The sequence below is a fragment of the Rahnella rivi genome (assembly GCF_019049655.1).
GTDB classification, from domain to species: domain Bacteria; phylum Pseudomonadota; class Gammaproteobacteria; order Enterobacterales; family Enterobacteriaceae; genus Rahnella; species Rahnella rivi.
Window position 1 is genome coordinate 37,371 of the sequence record NZ_JAFMOX010000064.1, and the last position, 20,172, is coordinate 57,542.

Annotated in this window: 10 protein-coding genes and 7 pseudogenes; 3 read left to right on the top strand and 14 right to left on the bottom strand. The window is 54.3% G+C overall.

Translation table 11 applies throughout. The features are described 5' to 3' along the window. The first annotated feature begins 10 nt into the window (after nt 1–10). On the top strand, nt 11–1,687 hold the full coding sequence (gene alsS / locus J1779_RS17985; RefSeq protein WP_217204440.1) for an acetolactate synthase AlsS: 1,677 nt from the start codon (nt 11–13) through the stop codon (nt 1,685–1,687). A 34-nt stretch (nt 1,688–1,721) separates the two neighbouring features. On the opposite strand, the gene J1779_RS17990 is transcribed toward alsS, so the two are convergent. After that, complete coding sequence (locus tag J1779_RS17990) at nt 1,722–2,555, bottom strand: HNH endonuclease (protein WP_217204441.1); 834 nt, start codon at nt 2,553–2,555, stop codon at nt 1,722–1,724. 393 nt (nt 2,556–2,948) lie between these two features. On the opposite strand from J1779_RS17990, the gene J1779_RS17995 reads away from it, so the two are divergent. Continuing rightward, the gene (locus tag J1779_RS17995) at nt 2,949–3,281 is read left to right on the top strand and encodes a hypothetical protein (protein WP_056777196.1); all 333 of its coding nucleotides are present in this window, start codon (nt 2,949–2,951) and stop codon (nt 3,279–3,281) included. Here J1779_RS17995 and J1779_RS25565 read toward each other — a convergent pair. Beyond that, nucleotides 3,259–3,387, bottom strand: a pseudogene (locus J1779_RS25565) (alpha/beta hydrolase); the annotation flags it as partial. The gene J1779_RS17995 and the pseudogene J1779_RS25565 overlap by 23 nt on opposite strands. Before the next feature lie 39 nt (nt 3,388–3,426). On the opposite strand from J1779_RS25565, the pseudogene J1779_RS18000 reads away from it, so the two are divergent. Then, a pseudogene (locus J1779_RS18000) lies at nt 3,427–3,666 on the top strand (SymE family type I addiction module toxin); the annotation flags it as partial. A gap of 41 nt (nt 3,667–3,707) precedes the next feature. Here the strand turns inward: J1779_RS18000 and J1779_RS18005 are convergent. The 12 genes and pseudogenes from J1779_RS18005 to J1779_RS25795 all read right to left on the bottom strand — a co-directional run. Then, complete coding sequence (locus tag J1779_RS18005; RefSeq protein ID WP_238485214.1) at nt 3,708–4,004, bottom strand: contact-dependent growth inhibition system immunity protein; 297 nt, start codon at nt 4,002–4,004, stop codon at nt 3,708–3,710. Next, a complete protein-coding gene (locus J1779_RS18010; protein WP_217204526.1) occupies nt 4,001–4,333 on the bottom strand; it encodes an RNase A-like domain-containing protein in 333 nt (110 codons plus the stop codon). The genes J1779_RS18005 and J1779_RS18010 overlap by 4 nt, the downstream gene beginning before the upstream one ends. A 21-nt stretch (nt 4,334–4,354) precedes the next feature. Continuing rightward, nucleotides 4,355–5,462: pseudogene (locus J1779_RS18015) on the bottom strand (IS3 family transposase). A gap of 41 nt (nt 5,463–5,503) precedes the next feature. Continuing rightward, nucleotides 5,504–5,740, bottom strand: coding sequence for a hypothetical protein (locus J1779_RS18020; protein ID WP_217204442.1), 237 nt, complete (start codon nt 5,738–5,740; stop codon nt 5,504–5,506). A 71-nt stretch (nt 5,741–5,811) separates the two neighbouring features. Beyond that, nucleotides 5,812–6,117 carry a hypothetical protein gene (locus J1779_RS18025; RefSeq protein ID WP_136377220.1) on the bottom strand — a complete coding sequence of 102 codons (306 nt, stop codon included), beginning with the start codon at nt 6,115–6,117 and terminating at the stop codon, nt 5,812–5,814. Between the two features lie 7 nt (nt 6,118–6,124). Next, nucleotides 6,125–7,669 (bottom strand): CdiA C-terminal domain-containing protein, encoded by a 1,545-nt coding sequence (locus tag J1779_RS18030; protein ID WP_238485217.1) that lies wholly within the window; start codon nt 7,667–7,669, stop codon nt 6,125–6,127. After that, nucleotides 7,635–7,814, bottom strand: coding sequence for a VENN motif pre-toxin domain-containing protein (locus J1779_RS18035; protein ID WP_338019872.1), 180 nt, complete (start codon nt 7,812–7,814; stop codon nt 7,635–7,637). The genes J1779_RS18030 and J1779_RS18035 overlap by 35 nt, the downstream gene beginning before the upstream one ends. A 77-nt stretch (nt 7,815–7,891) precedes the next feature. Further along, the gene (gene imm40 / locus J1779_RS18040; protein ID WP_122094344.1) at nt 7,892–8,194 is read right to left on the bottom strand and encodes an Imm40 family immunity protein; all 303 of its coding nucleotides are present in this window, start codon (nt 8,192–8,194) and stop codon (nt 7,892–7,894) included. A gap of 15 nt (nt 8,195–8,209) precedes the next feature. After that, nucleotides 8,210–11,716, bottom strand: a pseudogene (locus J1779_RS25840) (hemagglutinin repeat-containing protein); the annotation flags it as partial. 885 nt (nt 11,717–12,601) lie between these two features. Next, nucleotides 12,602–12,829: pseudogene (locus J1779_RS25845) on the bottom strand (hypothetical protein); the annotation flags it as partial. Nucleotides 12,830–14,302: 1,473 nt separating this feature from the next. Next, nucleotides 14,303–18,313: pseudogene (locus tag J1779_RS25850) on the bottom strand (beta strand repeat-containing protein); the annotation flags it as partial. A gap of 87 nt (nt 18,314–18,400) precedes the next feature. Beyond that, nucleotides 18,401–20,140, bottom strand: a pseudogene (locus J1779_RS25795) (filamentous hemagglutinin N-terminal domain-containing protein); the annotation flags it as partial. Between the last annotated feature and the right edge of the window lie 32 nt (nt 20,141–20,172).

Below are 20,172 nucleotides of genomic sequence, written 5' to 3' on the forward strand. Positions count from 1 at the left end.
GAGTGACACCATGAAAAATTCAGACAGTAAAACCGAGTGGAAATGCGGTGCGGATCTGGTGGTCGCGCAGCTTGAAGCCCAGGGCGTAAAACACGTATTCGGCATTCCCGGCGCAAAAATCGATCGCGTCTTTGACTCTCTGCTCGATTCCAGCATTACGCTGATCCCGGTCCGTCACGAAGCCAACGCCGCCTTTATGGCCGGTGCGGTTGGCCGCCTGACCGGTAAAGCGGGCGTCGCGCTGGTCACCTCCGGACCCGGCTGCTCGAACCTTATCACCGGCGTCGCCACCGCGACCTCCGAAGGCGATCCGCTGGTTGCGCTGGGCGGTGCGGTAAAACGCGCCGACCACGTCAAACAGGTGCACCAGACCATGGACACCGTTGCGATGTTTCGCCCGGTGACGAAGTATTCCGCTGAAGTCACCTCCCCTTCCGCGCTGGCCGAAGTGCTGGCGAACGGCTTTCGCGCCGCCGAGTTTGGCCGCCCCGGCGCGGCATTTATCAGCCTGCCGATGGATATCGTCAACGAACCGGCCAGCGGCAAACTGCTGACCTCGCAGGCACCGGTGCTCGGCAGTGCGCCGCACGATGCGATCATGCAAGTGGCGCACCTGCTGCGACAGGCTAAAAATCCGGTGCTGCTGCTCGGCCTGATGGCCAGCCAGCCGCGTAACGCCGAAGCGATCCGCCGTCTGCTGCATAAAAGCGATCTGCCGGTGACCAGCACTTATCAGGCGGCGGGCGTTATTGATCAGGCTTCCTTCCACCGCTTCGCCGGGCGCGTCGGTTTGTTCAACAATCAGGCCGGTGACCGCCTGCTGCGTAATGCCGATCTGGTGATCACCATCGGTTACAGCCCGGTCGAGTACGAACCGGCGCAGTGGAGTAACGACAACGCCGAACTGGTGCATATCGACGTCATGCCCGCCGAAACGGACAGCGATTATCTGCCGGACGTCGAGCTGGTGGGCGACATCGCCGACACGCTGGATCTGCTGACCGAACAGATCCATCAGCGCATCGATCTGAGCGCGTCATCTGTCGAGATCCTCGAAGATCGCCGCCAGCAACGTGAGCTGCTGGCTCAGAAAGGCCGCAGCCTGAATCAGTTTGCAATCCACCCGCTGCGCCTGGTGCGCGCGATGCAGGACATCGTCAACAGCGACGTCACCCTGTGCGTCGACATGGGCAGTTTCCATATCTGGATCGCCCGCTACCTCTACAGTTTCCGCGCCCGTCAGGTGCTGATTTCCAACGGCCAGCAAACCATGGGCGTCGCATTACCGTGGGCTATCGGTGCCGCGCTGGTCGATCCGGGCCGCAAAGTGGTGTCCGTTTCCGGCGACGGTGGCTTTATGCAATCAAGCATGGAACTGGAAACTGCCGTCCGTCTGGGCGTCAACCTGCTGCACATCATTTGGGTTGATGAGGCGTACAACATGGTGGCCATCCAGGAAGAGAAAAAATACCACCGCACCTCCGGCATCCAGTTCGGCCCGATAGATTTCAAAGCCTACGCCGACGCCTTCGGCGCCAAAGGTTTTGCCGTCACCTCCGCCGAAACGCTGGAAAGCACGCTGCGCGCCGCCATGGACGTACAAGGCCCCGCCGTCGTCGCCGTACCGGTGGATTACAGTGATAACGCGTTACTGATGGGGCAACTGGAGATGGGGAGGATTTTTTAGGAGGGGAGATTAGCTAGACGTTGAAACGCCCTTTTTAGGGCGTTTTTTGACTTGCAGCGATCATGCTTTTTAATTCATCAATTGAAAGCGTGCGGTCTTTTTTGCGATGAATGATCCCATGGCAGTTAGCACAAACGGGAACGAGTTCCGTTTTATAATCCACAGCTTTAGATTGGCCAAACTCCGAAACCGGCACCACGTGATGAATATGGATAAAGTCTTTTGCATACTCTCCGTAGAAATCCTCGAAATTAAAGCCACAGGCATAGCAAGTAGTGCCGTGATAACTTTTAGCGAGTTTTTTTAGCCTCTGATCTCTTTCATAAATGGTGACAAACTTGGAAGATTTTTTACCTTCTTGGTAAGAAACCAGCGATTCTTCGTCAGCTTCATTTTCAACATGCACCGCTTCATTTTTAATATCGCCGATGATGTGGCGAGGTTCAGTTAGCGCGGCGGCTACGGCGATGTCTGCAAAGACATCTACTGAAATAGGGCGTACGCCTACCCGGAAATAGTTTAGTTTTTGGGTCTCTGGTATTTTTTCGTAATACCCTTCATCATTTTTAAAAATAACTGCATGATTGAACTGCTGATAATCAGTTATTGTTGCGTAAAAGCCACCTTTGCCATCAGGTGTAATTTCACCTATTCGTCCAATGCCAAAATAATGCGGTGCCTTTGATAAACGTAGAGAAGCATACAGTCTGTTTTCAGGTCTTAGGCGCCCTTTATAGTAAATAAATCGCATTCCGGGGCGAATAAGATTTTTGTATTTATTAGGATAATGATATCGCTCACCAGTTTTATCATCCCACTTTGATACGTCATTCTCAGAGAGAACTACGCAAACCTCTTCATCCGCCATCTATCGACACCTGTTAGTTGAATCAATAGGTTGGAAGTATAAGGCGTTCTTGATTACATACAACTCATGCATTTATTTTTTGAATAGTTTGACCACTTTTACCAAAGTTAGGCGCGATAACCCCCCGTTTACACGTTTAAATTCATCCCCCTTTTCCAAAACATCTCGCAAAAACCAAAACTGCCTAAAAATTCCTCTTACGGTATAAATCCCACGAATTAGGCTCTCTTCGCTGCGGCAAAAATTGCGAGTTGCCTTCCAACTCTCGCAACAAAATACTGTAAATGCATACAGGTTATTTCTTTGAATCTTCAACAAAGATAGAGTGACTTCGCAGCGGCAACTTCCCGGCCGGAAAAGGGATTTCAACTCACTGACAATGGAATGATCATCATGACTGATACCGACAACACCGCATTCACCGCTAATTCCATCACCGTATTTCGTTCACTGATTTCCGAGCTGGACGTAGGACACTTTGCCGAGGCACAACTCTACGATCTCAGCGCGCTGGCGTCCGAATCAGCCGAAGGGTTGTGCCAGGGTTTACTGTGCCTGAGCGAAGGTCTGGAGAATTGCGAGACACTCCCCCCTGAAGGGATTGCGCAGGTCAGTGGTTACCTGAAAGCCTCGGCCCACCTTATCCCTGCGCTGTTCGAGCTGTGTGAAAAAGCCAACAACAGTATGACTAAAACACGCCAGATTACGGCTTATCCAATGAACTGACGCGCCAGGCGAGATCCCGCATCAGGTTTCGCGCCGTCGGGCTGATGCCGCCAAGCTGGAAAAAACCATGGATAACGCCGAGATAACGCTGCGCGTTGCAAGCCACTTTCCCCAACGCTGTTAAAGAGCAACCACAACAACCACACTTAAAAGCGACTGGCTGGAAGATGCGGGGTTTACAACCGGTACACCGCTGAAGGTTCGCGTGATGCCCGGTTGGCTGGTGCTGACCCCACAAGATCCCGAACCCACACCGCCGCCAGAGCCGGAGATTATGCAGACACTGAAGAAGGTCTGTAAGCTCTCGGGCCGTAAGCAACAGCAAATCCTTGAGTTTATTGGGGTGATCACCGCTAAGAAGCCTCCTGTCGGGAAGTGGATTTGACAGCTGACAGGTAAAAATCCCGGCTCGGTGGCCGGGATCTTTCAGTTCATTTGTTTGTATATATGCTTTAACCATTCTTCAGATGAAGGCCATTCGTTAGGGTAATAATAATTACAATCAATTTTGTTAAGCAAAATGTCTTGTAATTCATCATCTGACAGAGAAAGTGCCAACAGATAATCTATTTCAGCTTTCATCTGCAATCGCTCTTCCGCAGTTTCGGTAGCCTTATAAGCTGCTAATGTTTCATCCGCGTTGCCAAAGAGCACTTCAAAATCTTGGTTAAAGTAGCATCTTAGCAAATATGACAAGGAAGGATATTTCTCTTTAATATTCATGGTGTTGGATATCCTGTAATGATTTTATATCCCTCTGGCATTGAAGGATCCCTTCCAATGATAATTCTGGCATTTGTGGTTGGTACAACATTTGTAGAACCACGAGTAACGCTAATACCAATAGCAGCAGAAGATTGATAATCAAGTTCTAAGTAACCTTTTTGGCTACCAGATAAATAACTCTGGATCTTCGATTGATTACTATCAATGGCTTTACTTGTTACAGCTTCTGCTGTAGCTCTATCAGTAAATGTAGATGCTGTTTTTGTATTACCTGTAGACACTCTATCAAATAACTCCGCTTCAGTTTTTCCTACATGTCGATCAATAAAATTGTAAGTATCCCAGCTTTAGTTCCACACACTTTTTGAGATTTCCGTGTTCTCGGCCATCAGCCGGTATTCTTCCGGCGTCAGGTTATTCAGGGATTCATGGGGCCGCTCACTGTTGTATTCATTCAGCCAACGTTCCGTTATTTCCCGTGCTTCATTCAGCGTTCTGAACAGATAAAAATCCAGTATTCGGTCCGGAACGTTCGGTTAAACCGTTCGATAAATACGTTTTGTGTCGGTTTGCCTGGCTTGATAAATTCCAGCATTACATCATGGGCCTCAGCCCTTTGTGCCAGAGCCAGCGATATCAGTTTCGGCCCGTATCCGTTCGCCTCTTCAGCGGAAATACACGGTTTGCCACTATTCTGTCCAACACCCATACAGCATGCTGCGCCGGGATATTCAGGTCAATTTCGATGGTCAGATCCTCTCGGTTAAAATCATCCACGATGTTGAAGGGCCGAACACGTCGGCCACATGTCAGGGCGTCGTGCATAAAATCAATCGACCAGTTTTGGTTGAGTGCTTCCGGCGTTGCCAGCGGAGCCGGATCGCGCACCGGCAGGCGTTGTTTACCCTTACGACGAAAATTCAGTTTTAACAGACAGTAAATCCGGTGTACCCGCTTGTGATTCCAGACGTGCCCCTGCCTGCGAAGCACCTGAAAAAGCTTCTTAAAACCGTAGCAGGGATAGCGTTCAGCCGCCTCAGTCAGCCTATGGATCACCGGTTCATCACGTCGCGTATCCGGTTGATAGCGAAACACCGTCCTACTCGGCGATAACGTCCTGCATGCATGGCGTATGCTCATCGTAAACTGTGTGGTCAGATAGCTGACGAGCTCACGCTTTATCGCTGGTTTTAAAGCTTTTTTCGATGACGTCTTTTAACGCGCGATTTTCCAGACTCAGGTCGGCAAACATCTGTTTGAGACGGCGGTTTTCGTCCTCAAGATCCTTCATCTTTTGATATCAGAGGCTTCCATGCCACCATACTTCGCTTTCCAGTTATAGTATGAAGCCTCAGATATTCCCGCTTCGCGGCAGACATCTTTGACAGTACGTCCGGCTTCAACAGACTTTAGAACGGTGATGATCTGGTACTCGGTGAATCGGATCTTACGCATAGCGATCTCCTCAGGGACATGATCTGTATGTCCGAAGATCTCTAAAAGTGAATGGGCCGGTTAAGCGGGATGCTTACAGTACCACTGGCGTGTCCGTTATTGCCCGCCCCCGCAAGTGAGAGGTTGCCGACGTTAGCCAACAGCGGCAAGATTTGCGGACGGATTGGGTGATAGAGAACGGCGAGGTGATTATCGGTGGCGACTGGCTCACCGAGTCCGGCATTATCGATGCGGAACAACTGGAAGTCACCGCTGCGCCCAGTTTGCTCCGGTTGCAAGGCTGGAAGCTGACAGTTTCAGAGCTTAGAAGCAAAAATCCCGGCCAGTAGGCCGGGACCTATTACAGGATTTAGATTAAATCTTCACTATTTAAAAGAACAATGACATTGTCCGCCCCTAGAGCTTCCCTAATCATCTCAGCCATCTTATCAGTCGATATTTTAAGCGATTTATTATTTACTGATATATAACAATACGATATCGGATCCAACCCAAATTCATTAGATACCTCTTTTTGAATTGGATGTGGTATACCCGCAGTAGATAAATAGTAGTGCGCGGGGAATACATCTGGATATCGTGTCGCAAATTCGTTCAACTTATGTTGCAAATCAGCACAAGTCAGCTTAGTAAAACATGTTAATCCTATAGACATAGCATCCTCACTTCACCCTAATAGCGTTGCCGGTTTTATCAATTACGATAACTTTATCCAATCCCATAATTGGCCACTGCGTTAGCTGTTTTTGAAGTTCTGGAATGCTAACTTTAGTGTCAGACATATTGATCACGACATTAGATGTCTGGCCTTTGTCTACTTTAGATTTAACCTCGCTGTAGATATTTCGCACACTATTAGATCTAGGGGCATAGTTATCAAAGATCTCGCCATTAATCCGGTAATCTGGATTCTTATTTCCAGCTATAGAAGGGTTCTGCTCTATATAAAATCCTGATTGCGAAAGAATTTGAGCACTCTCATTTTCCCTGTTGAGAGAGCGGATATTCTCTTTCGTCATCCCTGACTCCATCTTGGTTACTGGCCCCGTTAAAGACCCCTCAGATTTTGTAATCACATTACCGATAGAGCCTGTTTGCCATATGTTAGAGTTATTCGGTGACGTTATGGCGCCATCTGTCTTACCTATGACATTATTTCCCGCAACACCACCAAAGATTGCCGCTGTCCCTAAGCCGATATTTAGTGCACCTTCTCCGTAGTTGCCCTCAACGACCTGACCGATCCCAGTACCGGTTTGATAAGCCCCACCAGCAGCCAGAGTTGAACGAGCAATAATCCCCGGTGCACCTGGCAAAGCGAGTAGAGCATCAGTTCCTAATGCGGCTTGGCCAGACTGGACACTGTATCCTTTCAGATAACTCAGCGCCTCGTTATACGCTTTGATATTTCCTGTGGAGGCGACAAATGCCTTACCTGCGACCAGTGACTGAATAGCGTCAGCCGCGTGCTCTGGGGTATACCCGTACATAGACTGAAGTTCATAACCATACTGGTTAAGCAATCCGGCTAGCTCTCGCTTCTGGCCTTCTGTCAGTGGTTGGCCTGATTGGTACTGTTGCAGCAACACATTGCTAGCTCGGTCTTCATTCGTCAGCCTGACGATATTCTGTGAAGCCTCTAGTAGGTTTTTACCAGCTTTCTGATCCTCAATAGACTTATTCAGCGTTTCAGCTTGTTGTGGGCTAAGGAAATTATTCTCAACCGCCGTCTTCCCTGCAATCCCCCCAGTCCCTGCTGCAACAGACGAATTCCCCGCCACGCCGCCTGCCAGTCCTGCGGCCAGCGTGCTCAAGGCACTCACATTCGCCTTTTGCTCATTCGTCAGGTTTTCCGGTTTTACCCCCGGATACAGCTCTTTCGCAATCAGCTGCGCCGCCAGTTCGCCGGTCGCCGCACCCGCTGCGCCGCCGGTCACGGAGCCGCCCTGCAGATAGGCAACTACCGCGCCGGCAAGGGCGTGCCCCGTAATATTCTCAGCCTGATTAACGTTGCCTTTGGCGTCTGTGGTCGCCGCCTTCACCGCCAGGGACAAATAAGGTGCCAGCCCGCCCGCCAGTGCCTGACTCATGTCACCACCGGTTAAGCCTGCCAGCGCGCCTGATATCGCCGTGCCCGCCGTCCAGAACGGGCTGCCGATGCCGTATTTCTGCTCAGCAGCAACGTTTTCCGGCGAGTTCTCCAGCATCTTCACAGGCAGAATCGCCCTGGCACTGAGTTATCTCATGAGCACGCGCTTTGTTGTGCGGCAGACTCAGCGCATTATTCTCAAGCGCATTATTACCAGCCTGTGCACCTTCTACCGCATTGGCACTGCTGTCACCGGTAATCACGCCAGCAAGACCCGCTGACAAGGTTGATATCGCAGCTACCCGGCCACTACCTCGACCAGATTGTCCGGAGTTTAGTATTATGATTTTATAGTAAAAGAGATAAATAAATTATCGCCTTTCAAGCCATTAATATGCTCTTTTGCATATTCAGTAGCTTCAATTGGATCAGATGAGGAGCTGAACCAATCTGCATAAAAGTTATTCATACCCCCATCACTTCCACGCTGATAAACATCACCACCTAAAACTAACCAGCCATTTTCTTTAAAAATATCAAGAGCATCATTTGATGAAGATATAGGCAACACTGCCTCATTTAAACCATTTTCAAGTAAGCTATGTCCGCAACGGGCATATAACTCTAAAATTTTTCCAATCATAACTTATAGCCCTCTTTATTTTTTATCCTGAACAAAAAGTCGATGATTAATCGTCCCATCTGGATTTCGTATATATTCGAAAACACCTTCACTTCCTCTGTAAGTACCAGGTATTTCGAGCTTCCAACGCTTGACACCATCACCACCAGTGATCTCGGATACCGTACCTTGTCCAGCATATCCATCGACTGATTCAGGGAAAGAATGATAATCTCCCGAAGATGCTTGTTGGCGTACTTTATCGGTATATGTTGTACCATCTAAAAAATTACCCGCATTAATCCCATCCTGTGACTCTGATATATAGTTCGAGTCATTCTTATCTGCTAGCGCAGGTCTAGGATTAATATAAATACCATCGTTCTTACCGGGCTGGCTTTCCGGTGAAATAGTAATCATGCCTTTATTATCACCAGACAGATCCGGCGTAATCAGTGAAGTCCCTTTGTTCTCGTCCGGAACCGGATTAAACAGGTTCCCTCCCGTCAGATCATCATTCACCGGCACGGTTTGAGTTTTGCTTCCTGCACCGTCTGTGTGTTGCTGGTTCTGCGCCGCAACTATCGCCATTATTACACAGACATCATTCGCCAGACAGTTCGCACCCAGCCCCTGTTTCACGGCTTTCGTTAGCGCTAGCGCAGCCTGATCATTCGCATTACCTTTACCGCTTTCGGCTATCGCCGCAGAGTTCAGGGTTTCATACGCTAGCATCTGCTGAACTAACCCGATACCGACCATGTTATTACTGATTTCATTCTGGCCAGCCTGCGCCCCCACCATCGCATTAGCCGAGTTGTCGCCTGCCAACCCGCCAGCCAACCCTGCCGCTGCAGTTCCTAGCGCAACCAACGTTTGTTTCTGGCTTTCACTTAATTGGCTTACTGGAATATCACCATACAACGCAGTTTTTATCGCTTCGCCCATTAATGCCGTAGTCGCAGCACCGGCTGCACCCGCAGCGGCAGAGTTACCTTGTACTGAGGCCAGTGCGCCAGCTACGACAGCATGGGCCATTACCCGACTGGCTTCATCCGGTGCAATCTCCTTGATAACTTCCGCCAGATACGGTGCACTCCCGCCTGCAATAGCCTTCGCTAAATCCCCACCGGCCAGCCCCTGCATTACCGCCGTGGCAGCCTGTAATCCCTGCTGAATAGCACTGCCCGTACCGTATTTCGCCATTTCAGTTTTGTAGCTGTCGGTATTTTTCAGTGCAGTAACATAAGCATCACGCTCTTTCTCCGTAGCTTCCGGCCCCGGTTTTTTGATCCCAGGGTTGTCGGCATGAGCCTTTTCCAGCCCGTTGATATCGCCCTGCGTTTGCGCAATATCCATCACCTGTCCGCCAATTTCCCCGATGAGCTGAGCCTGTTTTAAACGGTTCTGCTCTTTTTCCTTATCAAATATCGGGCTGATGCTGTCGTTGGCATGTTCCGTGTCGCGGCTGAGGTCTTTGATATTTTGCTGCTGAGCCGCGGTGTCACGCACAACGATAGTGCCGTCCGATACGGCTGACTGTGTCGTACCACTGGCGTGTCCGTTATTGCCCGCCCCCGCAAGTGAGAGGTTGCCGACGTTAGAAAGCAGGTTACCGGCGATACCCCCCCCGGAACTGAGTGAGCCACCCTGATGTTCAGTGCTAAAATCGGCCTGGTTATGGATATCGCTAAAACCAAGCGTGCCAGTGTCCAGACGATTTTTATCGGCATTGCCCGTGCTGGCTATCACCGCGCCGTCAAGCTGGGTATGTTTACCCACGGTGATATCGAATCCGCCTTTACCGGCGTAAATTCCGGTTTGTTCCTGCACCGAGTCATAGTTGCTGTGGATTTTGTCACGGCTGTAACTGAACTGGCCGCCAGCGTTGGTGCTCGCCCCAATAGGGATACTCACTCCACCCGATACGCTGCTTTGTTTAGCATCATAACGATCGGTGTCCTGCTGGCTGGAAAGCGTCAGGTCACGTCCCACATTGGCAATGACCGTTTCACCGCTGACCTGCGCACCCAGAAGGGTTGTATCGCGCCCGCTCTGCAGCGTCAGCGACTTACCGCTATCAAGCGTTGTCTCTGACCACTGCGTCCCATTACCCTTGTCATTGCCCTGTGCTTTATTCGCATTTGCCGTGATGGCAAAACCCGTATTTTGCCCAATGGAAACGTCTACCCCAACACCGAATCCGCTACTGTTGTTTTTACTTGATGACTGCTGCGTATTTGCAGAACCTGCCAGCAAGATGTCACGCTCGGCATTTACAATGGTATCACCGCCCGCTTTTAACTGGCTGCCCGCGATCGTCACGTCACCACTCTGCGTCTGATGACCTTTTCCTGTCGCGGTGATCGCCAGATTATTACCCGCATTCAACGTAGAACCCACAACAGCATCAGAGCTTTGATGAGAAGATGAAGACGATTTTTGCGACCCAAGCGTTGCACTGACGCCGAAAGATGCCGATGTCTCGTTACCTTTGGCGGCATTAAGCGCCATCGCCTGCCCCGCCTGTACGCCGGAGAGCGCCGCTTTGGTTCCCTGTAGAGCCGCGAGTCGACTGTCAGACTCACTTTTTGCCTCTGACGACGTGGTCACTGCGGAGTTAATGGCGCTGCCCGCGGCACCCGATAGTGCGACGGTTAAGCCACTGGTTTTCTGTTCAAAGCTTTCATCACGTGAGCGTTTATCATGTCCGGGATCGATGACTACGCTGTCGCCGCTGATGCTGAGATCTTTACCTGCAATCAAATCAGAACCGCTGATGCGCGCCTGCCCGCCCGAGACCACGCTGACATTTCCCCCCGTTGAACCGACAGTGCTCGCACTCTGGCTTTGGGTAGTACCTTCCTCATTCATTTTATAACGGGAATTACTCGACCCAATAGTCACGCCGATGCCACCGGTACTGATGAGACCGCTCTTTTTCTTTTCATTCAGACGATAGCTGGACTGTTCATCCGTTGCGGCAACAATATCAACGTTATTCCCCGCAGTAAGGCTAACCTGCCCGTCCCCCACCACTGACGAGCCTTTGACCTTCAGATTGTTACCGGCACTAACAGACACGTTGTCGCCGCTCAGTACCGAGCCTTTTTCCTGACTCGCATAATCTTCTTTAACGGTATGCGTCGTCGTTTTAGACAGGAAACCTTTTTTAACCGTGGTTTTTTCGTCGTAGCTGTAATCACTCTCTTTGGCGGTGGTGATATTGGCATCACGACCCGCATTCAAAACCAGGTCCTCTTTCGCATTCACCTGTGCGGCCTGAGTGGTGATATCGCGACCAGCTATGATGGAAGTATTGCCTCCGCTGGCTATCTCAGTGCCTTCCTGGCGTACAGTCTCCCGAATGCTAACGCTCTTATTTCCGTGTTTCTCGCTATATGCTCCTGTCTGCTGAGCATTAAGATTGACATCGCGTCCTGCACTCAATGAAGCATTCAGATCGGCGGTCAGTTGCGCAGCTTTAGCATTCAGGTCACGCCCCGCGTTAATAGCCAGATCGCCGCCGCTGCTGACAGCACTGCTGGTGGCATCGTTAATATCGTTCTGATTTTTTCCGCTGGTCTGGTGGCTGCTCTTGTCCATCGTTTCAATATTGACGTCATTGACCGCAGACAGGCTGGCATTCCCTTTGGTAGCAATCGCGCTACCGGTAACGTTCAGATCATGCCCTGCACTGGCCGACAATGAACCTGAAGCACTGACCTCACTGCCCTGACTGCTCGTAACCTGTGAACTCCCCTGTAAGGTGGTGTTCTGTGTGCTGAGCGCATTGCCGGTGATGTTGATGTCGTTCAGCGCCACCAGTTGCAGGTCACTGCCCGCCGTGAGTCTGGCGCCGGTGTTGTTGATGTCGTGACCGGCGGTGAGCGAGAGCCCTTTGCCAGCGGTAATACTCGCGGCGTCCCCGGTTTGTGTCTCACTGAACGTCAGCAGCGCTGTTTTATTTTTACTGCTGCCCGGTGCAGCATTCCATTGCTGCGCCTGGGTGACGTTATTGATGTCGCCGCTGACGGATTGCAGCGCAACGGTCTGCCCGGAAATCGACGAACCAATGTTATTGATATCTCCCAGTGCAGCGAGTTGCAGGCTTCCGTTGGAGGCAATAAGCCCTGCGCTAAGATTATCCAGCGCGCCGCTGCTTTTTGCTGTCAGTTGGGTTCCGGCCTGCAACGTGCTGCCTGCATTGACGATATGCCCGGCGTCGAGATTGACGGTGTTCCCGGAAATCACGCTGCCGGTCACCGCGTGGGTGTCGTTGGCAGAGAGATACAGTTTAGGGGCCAGAACGGTCTGGCCGTTGACGGTGGTTTTTTCCCACCAGACGATGCTTTTGGTCAGCGCCGCGACCTGTTCCGGCGACAGGCTTACGCCCAGTTGCAGGCCCAGACCGGCCTGCTGTTCGGCGGCGTTATCAATCAGATACTGCATCTGCGCAAGGTCTGATCCTGTGCCGCCGACGTAACGCTGCCCGGTCTGACTGAGCACGGCGTTATCGACATAACGGGTATCGAAGGCGGCATCGCCGAGGAATTTGTAGTCATAGTCCGGTGTCAGCTTCAGCCGGTCCATAAAGTAGGCCGAGCCAAGGAATTTGCTCTCGTCGGTATAGACGGGTGCCGTCTCAATACGCGGGTTGGACGGCGTGCCGGGTTGCACAACCGGGTTGATCACTGTGCCCTGCGCCGGAATATACCCCGCAGCCGTCGCCCCTTTGCCTCCCGGGGCGGAAGTCTGCACAAACGCCAGCCCGGAGGACCCGGGCACTGTACTCAGCCCGGCGCCGTTCTGAGTGGTCTGCTGATTTACGCCGGAGACTACGGAGGTCGGACGCGACAGGTAATCGTTCAGCGCATTGAACAGTGACGGATCGGTTTTACCGATCCCGCCAAGTTGCGGGTTGGTGGTGATCAGATACGGGCTGGAAGGATCCTGACTCGCCACAAACAAACCGTTATTGCCGGTCGGCAGCGGGTAATCCGTCAGTGCTGCGCCCTGATTGCCAATTTGCTTTAACGCATCGGTGACGGAATTGTTCCACTGTACCGATCCAACGGTCAGGTTTTGTGCGGATGCCAGTTGTTTGCTTTGCGAACCGCTGACCTGTTGCAGGCCCGACGTACCGTTCAGAGACGGGGCGCTTATCGCATGGGATAAACCGCCTGCGTTAGCGGAGGTCGTGGTATTGCTGATGTTATTGCTGAAACTGGCGTTAACCGCCCCACCGGCCTGAATAACTGAGCGGAGGCCTTCGCCGGTGCTGACATTCTCATAAGTCGGTGCTTCAGAGAGGTTGTAGGTCACGGTTGAATCAACGCTGTCCCCGCGTCCAACAGTCGACTGGGTGGAGTCGGAAGTTGTAGCAAACGTTTTTTTATAATCCTTGCTATCAGGATTATCAGACCCCAGTGTGCCGGTATAGGTGTAGGTAAGATATTTATTCTGAATACCATTTTCATAGGACTGGTTATTCAGATTCACACCAGACAGTGAGATATTCTCACCCGCCAGAATATTACTGCCGACATTGTCCAGAGTGCTGGCTGCAATATTGATATTGTTGTTAGCGGCAATACGTCCGGCACCTCCGCTGGCCGTCGCCGTCACGGTTGATGTGCCCTCCAGGAACTCTTTAACTGATCCTTTTTGGTTGGGTGCCAGATAGCTGGTTGTTATACTCCAGCGCTCACCATTACTGCCGCTTCCGCCGTTGTTATAATTGAACGTTGACAGGTAAGTACCCAGTTCATCATCATCCAGATCCCCCAGACGCACCTTGATCGAACTGGCACCGCCGGATGCCGGGCTGGCTGCCGCCGCCTGATAAGAACTCGTCGTGCTCAGCCCGTCCCGCTGATTCAGCAGATGGCCGGTGTTGATGGTGATATCGCCGTTGGTGGTTTCGATATCCCCCGACGTGTTGACCACTTCACTGTTGGCGTTGTCCGCCGCGTCCCGCTGCAGCCACAGGCTGTTGCCTGCCAGAATATCGCCGTAGTTATTGTGAATACTGTCGGCCAGCAACTGCATGTTGTTACCGGCGTACAGCAGCGCGCTGTTCGTCAGTTGGCCACCAGCGGACATCACCACGTTGCCCGCTCCGCCGACAAAGCCGCTGTTGTTAATCACGCCACGGCTGGCGAGGCGGATATCCCCTCCGGACTGTACGCTGCCGCTGCCGTTGAGCTGGATGTTGCTGGCGTCCACGCCCACCGTACCGCCGCCACCGCGCAGCTGACCGCTGTTGGTAAAGTTGCCGGTCGAGCTGAGCTGGATCCCGTTGCCCTGCAAGGTGCCGAGCACGTTCAGGTCGCCCTGCGTGCTGAGGTTGAGGTTCTGTCCCGCTGCCAGCGTGCCGGTCTGGGTAAAGCCCGAACCGAGTTGCAGCGTCATATCCCCCAGCGCCAGAAGGCTGCCTGCCTGATTCAGCACCGGCGTCACCAGCGTCAGGTTACCTGCGCTGTAGAGTTTTCCGCCCGCCTGGTTGTCGGCGTTCTGAACGTTAAGCCCCAGCGACTGGCTGCCCAATACGGTGCCGGTGTTATGCAGTTCGTTACCGGTCAGCGTCAGCCGGTCGCCCTGAAGCTGGCCCTGATTGGTCATCTGCGTGACGTTAAGCGTGCTGTCGCCCTGACCGGTCAGCGTACCGCTGTTGTTGAGCGTGCCGCCGGTCATCGTCAGGCCCTGCGCCTGCAAAACACCCGTATTCGTCAGCGTGGGAGCAGACACCGTCAGGCGGCCGCCGGTCAGCAACGTACCCTGATTGGTCAGGTTATTGGAAAACGTGAGATGGCTGACGCCGTCGCCCTGCATCTGCCCCTGATTGAGCAGCGACTGAGCGCCCAAATCTAAGGTTCCCTGGCTACGCAGCGTGCCACTGCTCAGGTTATTAATGTCATTTTGCACCATGCCCTGCAGGCTTTGCTGGCCCTGTAACTGCCCGGCGTTGCTAATACTGTTGGTGGTGAGCGTCAGGTTACCGGCCTGAAGAGTGCCGCTGTTAGCAATATTCCCGGCGTTCACCGTGGCGGTGCCGCCGCTGAGTAATGTGCCGCCCTGCTGAACCTGAAGTTGCCCGCTGAGCGTGGTCGCAAGCTGACTGACACCGCTGATGCCGCCGCTGCTGGTCAGCGCACCACCGGTCAGGGTGAGATTATCCGCCGACCAGTTCCCCTGATTATTCAGGTTCGCCGCCTGCAAAATAGCCAGACCGGTTGAGATGATTTTGCCCTGCGCCTGCGTGTTGAGCGCACCGGTCAGGTTGAGGTTCGCGCGCGAAGCTGTCTGGATCGCGCCGTTAAGATCTAACTGACCGGCGTGTAAATCGGCGCTGTCGGCCTGCCAGCTGCCATTGTTGGTGACGTGCGCAGTGGTGACGGTGAGTGCGCCCTGCGTCAGCATCTTGCCGGACGTGGCGTTGGTTAAATCCTGCTGCAGTTGCGCCGTCAGGCCCTTCAGGCCAATCAGGTTGCCGCTGTTGTCCGCGTTGTTCGCCGTAAGCGCCAGCGTGTCGCCCTGGATTTGCCCCTGATTGGTCAGATGGTTAGCCGTCACCGTGGCGGTTTTATCGCTGAGCAACTGGCCACTGTTTTCCAGCGTGGCGGCGTTCACCGTGACATCACCGGATGAGAGCAGGCTGCCGCCGTTATTGAGGTCACCCTGCATCTGCGCGTTCAGGCCATTCGTGCCTAATGCCGTGCCGCCGTTGGTCAGGCTGTTGCCGGTCAGAGTAAGCTGGCTGCCCTGTAGCCTGCCCTGATTTTGCGTATCGCCTGCCTGCACACCCAGCGTGCCGCCGGACAATACCTGCCCCTGCGCACCGTTGGTTAAGGTAGTGGCGGTGAGCGTGGTACCGCCGTTGCCCTGCATCAGCCCGTTGTTGCTGATACCCGTGGCATTCACGCCGACGGTTTGTGCCAGAAGCTGGCCGTTGTTGGTCACAACCGGTGCCGTCACGGTCAGGCCGTTGCCCGCTGATATCACGCCCGCGTTCTGATTGGTCAGGCTGCCGGTAGCATTCACGCCGACGTTACCGCCCGACACGTTGCCCTGATTAACCAGCGTCTGGCCTTCCAGCGTCATCTGGTTCTGCGCAGACAGGCTGCCTTGCTGCTGCAAGGTACCGGCTTTCACATGCAGGCCGTCATCGGCGGTGATGGCACCGCTGTTGGTCAGCGAGGTGGCCGTGATATCCACATTGTCCGCGCCGAGCGCCGCGCCGTTGGTCAGCGTACCGGCCTGAACTGTCAGCGTGCCCGGTGTCACCAGTTTCCCGGCCAGATCGGCTTTTTCAGACGCACTGATCCCCAGCGCCTTTTTACCCTGCGTCTGCGAGCCGTTGCCGGTAGTGAGCTGTTGCGTGGTCAGCGCCGCGTTGCCGTCGGCGGAGAGAAAACCGTTTAAGTTCGCAGTATCAGTCTTCAGAGCCACATCGCCCTGGCTGGACTGTACAGATCCGGCGCGGGTGGTCAGCGCGGTGGCGTTAAGCGTCGCCCCCAGCGTGCCGGTCAGCGTACCGCCCAGATCTGCCTGGCCGGTGTTGAGCGTCAGCTGACCATCGGCCAGTAAGATTGCCGCATCGCCGTTAATCACGCCGTCCCGCACGGTCAGCGCTAAGTCGCCGCGGGTGCCGGTCAGCCCCTGATTGTTGAACTGATTCAGGGTCAGCGTCTGGTCACTGCCGGACTGCGCCGTGCCGTTGTTATTGAAGGTGTCGCCGTCAAGCTGCTGGGTGCCGAGGGATTGCAGCAGGCCGTTATTGGTCAGGATACCGAAGCTGAACTGCCCGTTGCGGTTGGCGGCCAGCGTGCCGCCGTTGCTGAAATCGTGCGAGGAGAAGTTAAGGTCGCGCCCGGCAATCAGGCTGCCAGACCACTGTCCGCCACTGGCAACCGTGGCCTGCACGTCATTTTGCGCCGAGGTTTTACCACCCTGTGCGGCATTCAGCAGGTCAGCGGTGATCGAAAGAGTATTGCCCGCGCTGGTGGTGCCATCGAGCTGTTGCTGAGCGGAGGATAACTGCATATCACCGGTTGAAGCCAGCGAACCGGTGCCGGTCACCTGCAATGTGCCGCCACCGGCTTTCAGCGTGTTGCCGTCGAGCGCACCGGCCAGCATGGCGCTGCCGGTTACCGTCAGGGATAAATCTTTATCGCTGTGAACGGAACCCTGTGCCCCGACGGAGAGATCCGTGGCGTTCAGGCCCACGTTGCCGGAGGTCGACAACTGGCCGCCAAGCGTCTGCTGCGCGGCAGTAAACTGAATATCGCCAAGGCTGGTGATCAGCGAGTTTTGCCCGGCGTTCAGGGAAGTACTGTTGATCGTCAGGCCATTTTTGCCGGTCAGCGTGCCGTCGACAATCATCTTACCGCCGCCGATGTTCAGCCGATCACCGGCAAACAGCGAGCCTTGTTCACCCACGGTCATCTGGTCAGCAACCTGTAAACCCAGCCCCTTCTGCGAGCCGATCACCCCCTGATTACTGAGGGTATTGGCAGTGATATCTTGCGCGCCGCCGGACTGCATTTTGCTACTGTTGTTCAGTTCGCTGGCGTTCAGGGTCTGTGTGCCCTGCGCCTGGATCAGGCCGCCGTTGGTCAGTTTTTGCGTGGCTAGCTGCGTGTTGCCGCTTGCGGCCAGCGTGCCGTTGTTGGTCATGTCGCCCGCGCTGACGCCCAGATTGCCGCCCGCCGTCAGGCTGCCGTTCCACACACCGTTATTGCCCGCATTGGCCTGCACATCGCCCACGCCATAAATTTGCGCGGTATTATCTGAGTTGAGTGACCCGCTACTGAGCAGAAGATTTTGCCCGGCGCGCAGCTTGCCACCTAATATCGCTTTGCCGGTTGCCTGAACATCTGCGTCCGTGCCCGACTGAAGTTGCGACCCTGCCAGCGTGGTCAGCTCGCCGAAACGTCCGGTCAGCAGATTATCCGTTGAAATCAACCCGCCGAGCTGCGCGTTATCAGCCGTCAGCGAAAGCTCGCCTGCGCTGGTGATCGTCGAATCGCCGGTGGTACTGAGTGAACCGACATTCAACTGCGTGGCCTGCAAACCCGTCAGTGAGCCGTCAATCTGTACATCACCGGCCGTGATATCCAGCAGGCCACCGGCACTCATTGCGCCGCTGTTTCGCAGGCTATCAGCACGGATTTGCTCCACGCCTCCGGCCTGCAATTTGCCCGTATTCACCAAATTGGTGGCGTTCAGGGTCTGTGTGCCCTGCGCCTGGATCAGCCCGCCGTTGGTCAGTTTTTGCGTAGTGATCTGCGTGTTGCCGCTGGCGGCCAGCGTGCCGTTGTTGGTCATGTCGCCCGCACTAACGCCCAGATTACCGCCCGCCGTCAGGCTGCCGTCCCATACGCCGTTATTGCCCGCCTCCGCCTGCACATTGCCGACGGCGTAAAGCTTAGCGCTGCTGGCCGAACTCAGTGAGCCGCTGCTGAGCCGCAGGTTTTGTCCGGCGCGGACGTTACCGCCGAGTACCGCACTGTTCTGCACGCCGATATCCGCATCGGTACCAGACTGAATCTGCGACCCTGCAAGGGTGGAAAGTTGCCCGAAACGTCCGGTCAGTTGGTTGTCAGTCGACAGCAATCCGCCAAGCTGAGTCTCTCCGGCGGTGAGGGTCAGGGCTCCGCTGGCCTGTACCACCCCGCTGTTATCCAGCGTTGTCGCCTGAAGATCCTGCGTCCCCTGTGCCTGCAGCGTGCCGGTATTGGTCAGCCGCTGCGTGGTGATGCGGGCGTTTCCGTTTGCGGCGATCAGCCCGTTATTGGTCAGATCCCCGGTGTTCAGTTGGAGATCTTTCCCCGCCGTCAGCTTGCCCTGCCACTGGCTGCCATTACCGGCGGTAGCATGAATATTGCCCGCCGCAGATACCAGCGCGGTATTGCCTGAATTGAGCTGGTCAGCGGCCAGCGTCATATTGCCGCCGCTGGTCACCTGACTCCCCTGCACGGCCAGTTGCCCCTGGCTGTTGAGCGCCATATCGGCGCCCGACTGCTGGGTACCGTTAAGGGCGATGGCCTGCGCATTCGCCGTCAGCTTGCCGGTCGAAGTCGCATTACTTAGCGTCAGCTTGCCGCTGGCATCAATCTGCATATCGCCGACCGAGGCGTTCAGGTTGCCGAGGTTGACCCCGACGCCCTTGTCGCTGGAAACCAGATGAATGCGGTTGGCATACATGCCACCGAGTGCGCCGGTGTCAATCGCCACCGACGGTACGCCTGCGCCGGATATCGGCGTGGCATTGCCCTGCGCATCGACACGGTTGGCACCCAGGGTGACGTTAAGGTCTCTAGCGTACAGCCCGGCGTTAATCTGCGCGGCGCGGGAAATCAGTGAAAAAGAGTCGCTCGTGCGGGCATCCAGCCCCTGACCTTCAACCGTAATCGCACCCTGCGTGACGTCGAGGGACTGCAGCGAACCGTCCGCGTTCAGCACCGGCCTGCCGGTGGTCAGCGTGGCGTTCGGGGTGTTGAGGAAGCCGCAGCCGTTACAGGTGATGCCGTAGGGGTTGGCGACCATGACGTTGGCGGCTTTACCGGCGACTTCCATGTAGCCGTTAAGCTGCGAAGGGTTCGCTGACACCACTTCGTTAATGATGCCCTTCGCTTCCTGACCTGTCGTAAGATTGGGGTTATTTTGGATCAGCCCGCCCAACTGAGTCTGGGTCAGTTTACCGGTGGCGTTATTGAGGATGAGGCCCTGCTGGCCGACGTTGAAATCGTTGTATTTATTATGCGAAATCCCGGCCTGATTCGGGGTGGCGATATTCACTACCGGCACGCCGTTGCCCGCCTGATCGGTTCGGGTGTTGCCTTCGGCCACGGTAATACCGGCGGCAAATGCGGGCATCACCGGTTGCCAGACCAGCCAGCCCATCAGCCCGTACGCCAGTGCCTTACGCCATAACGCGACCGGTTGCTCTGTGATCGATTTCATCGCCGAATTCCTTCTCTCTTATGTAGAGGTAC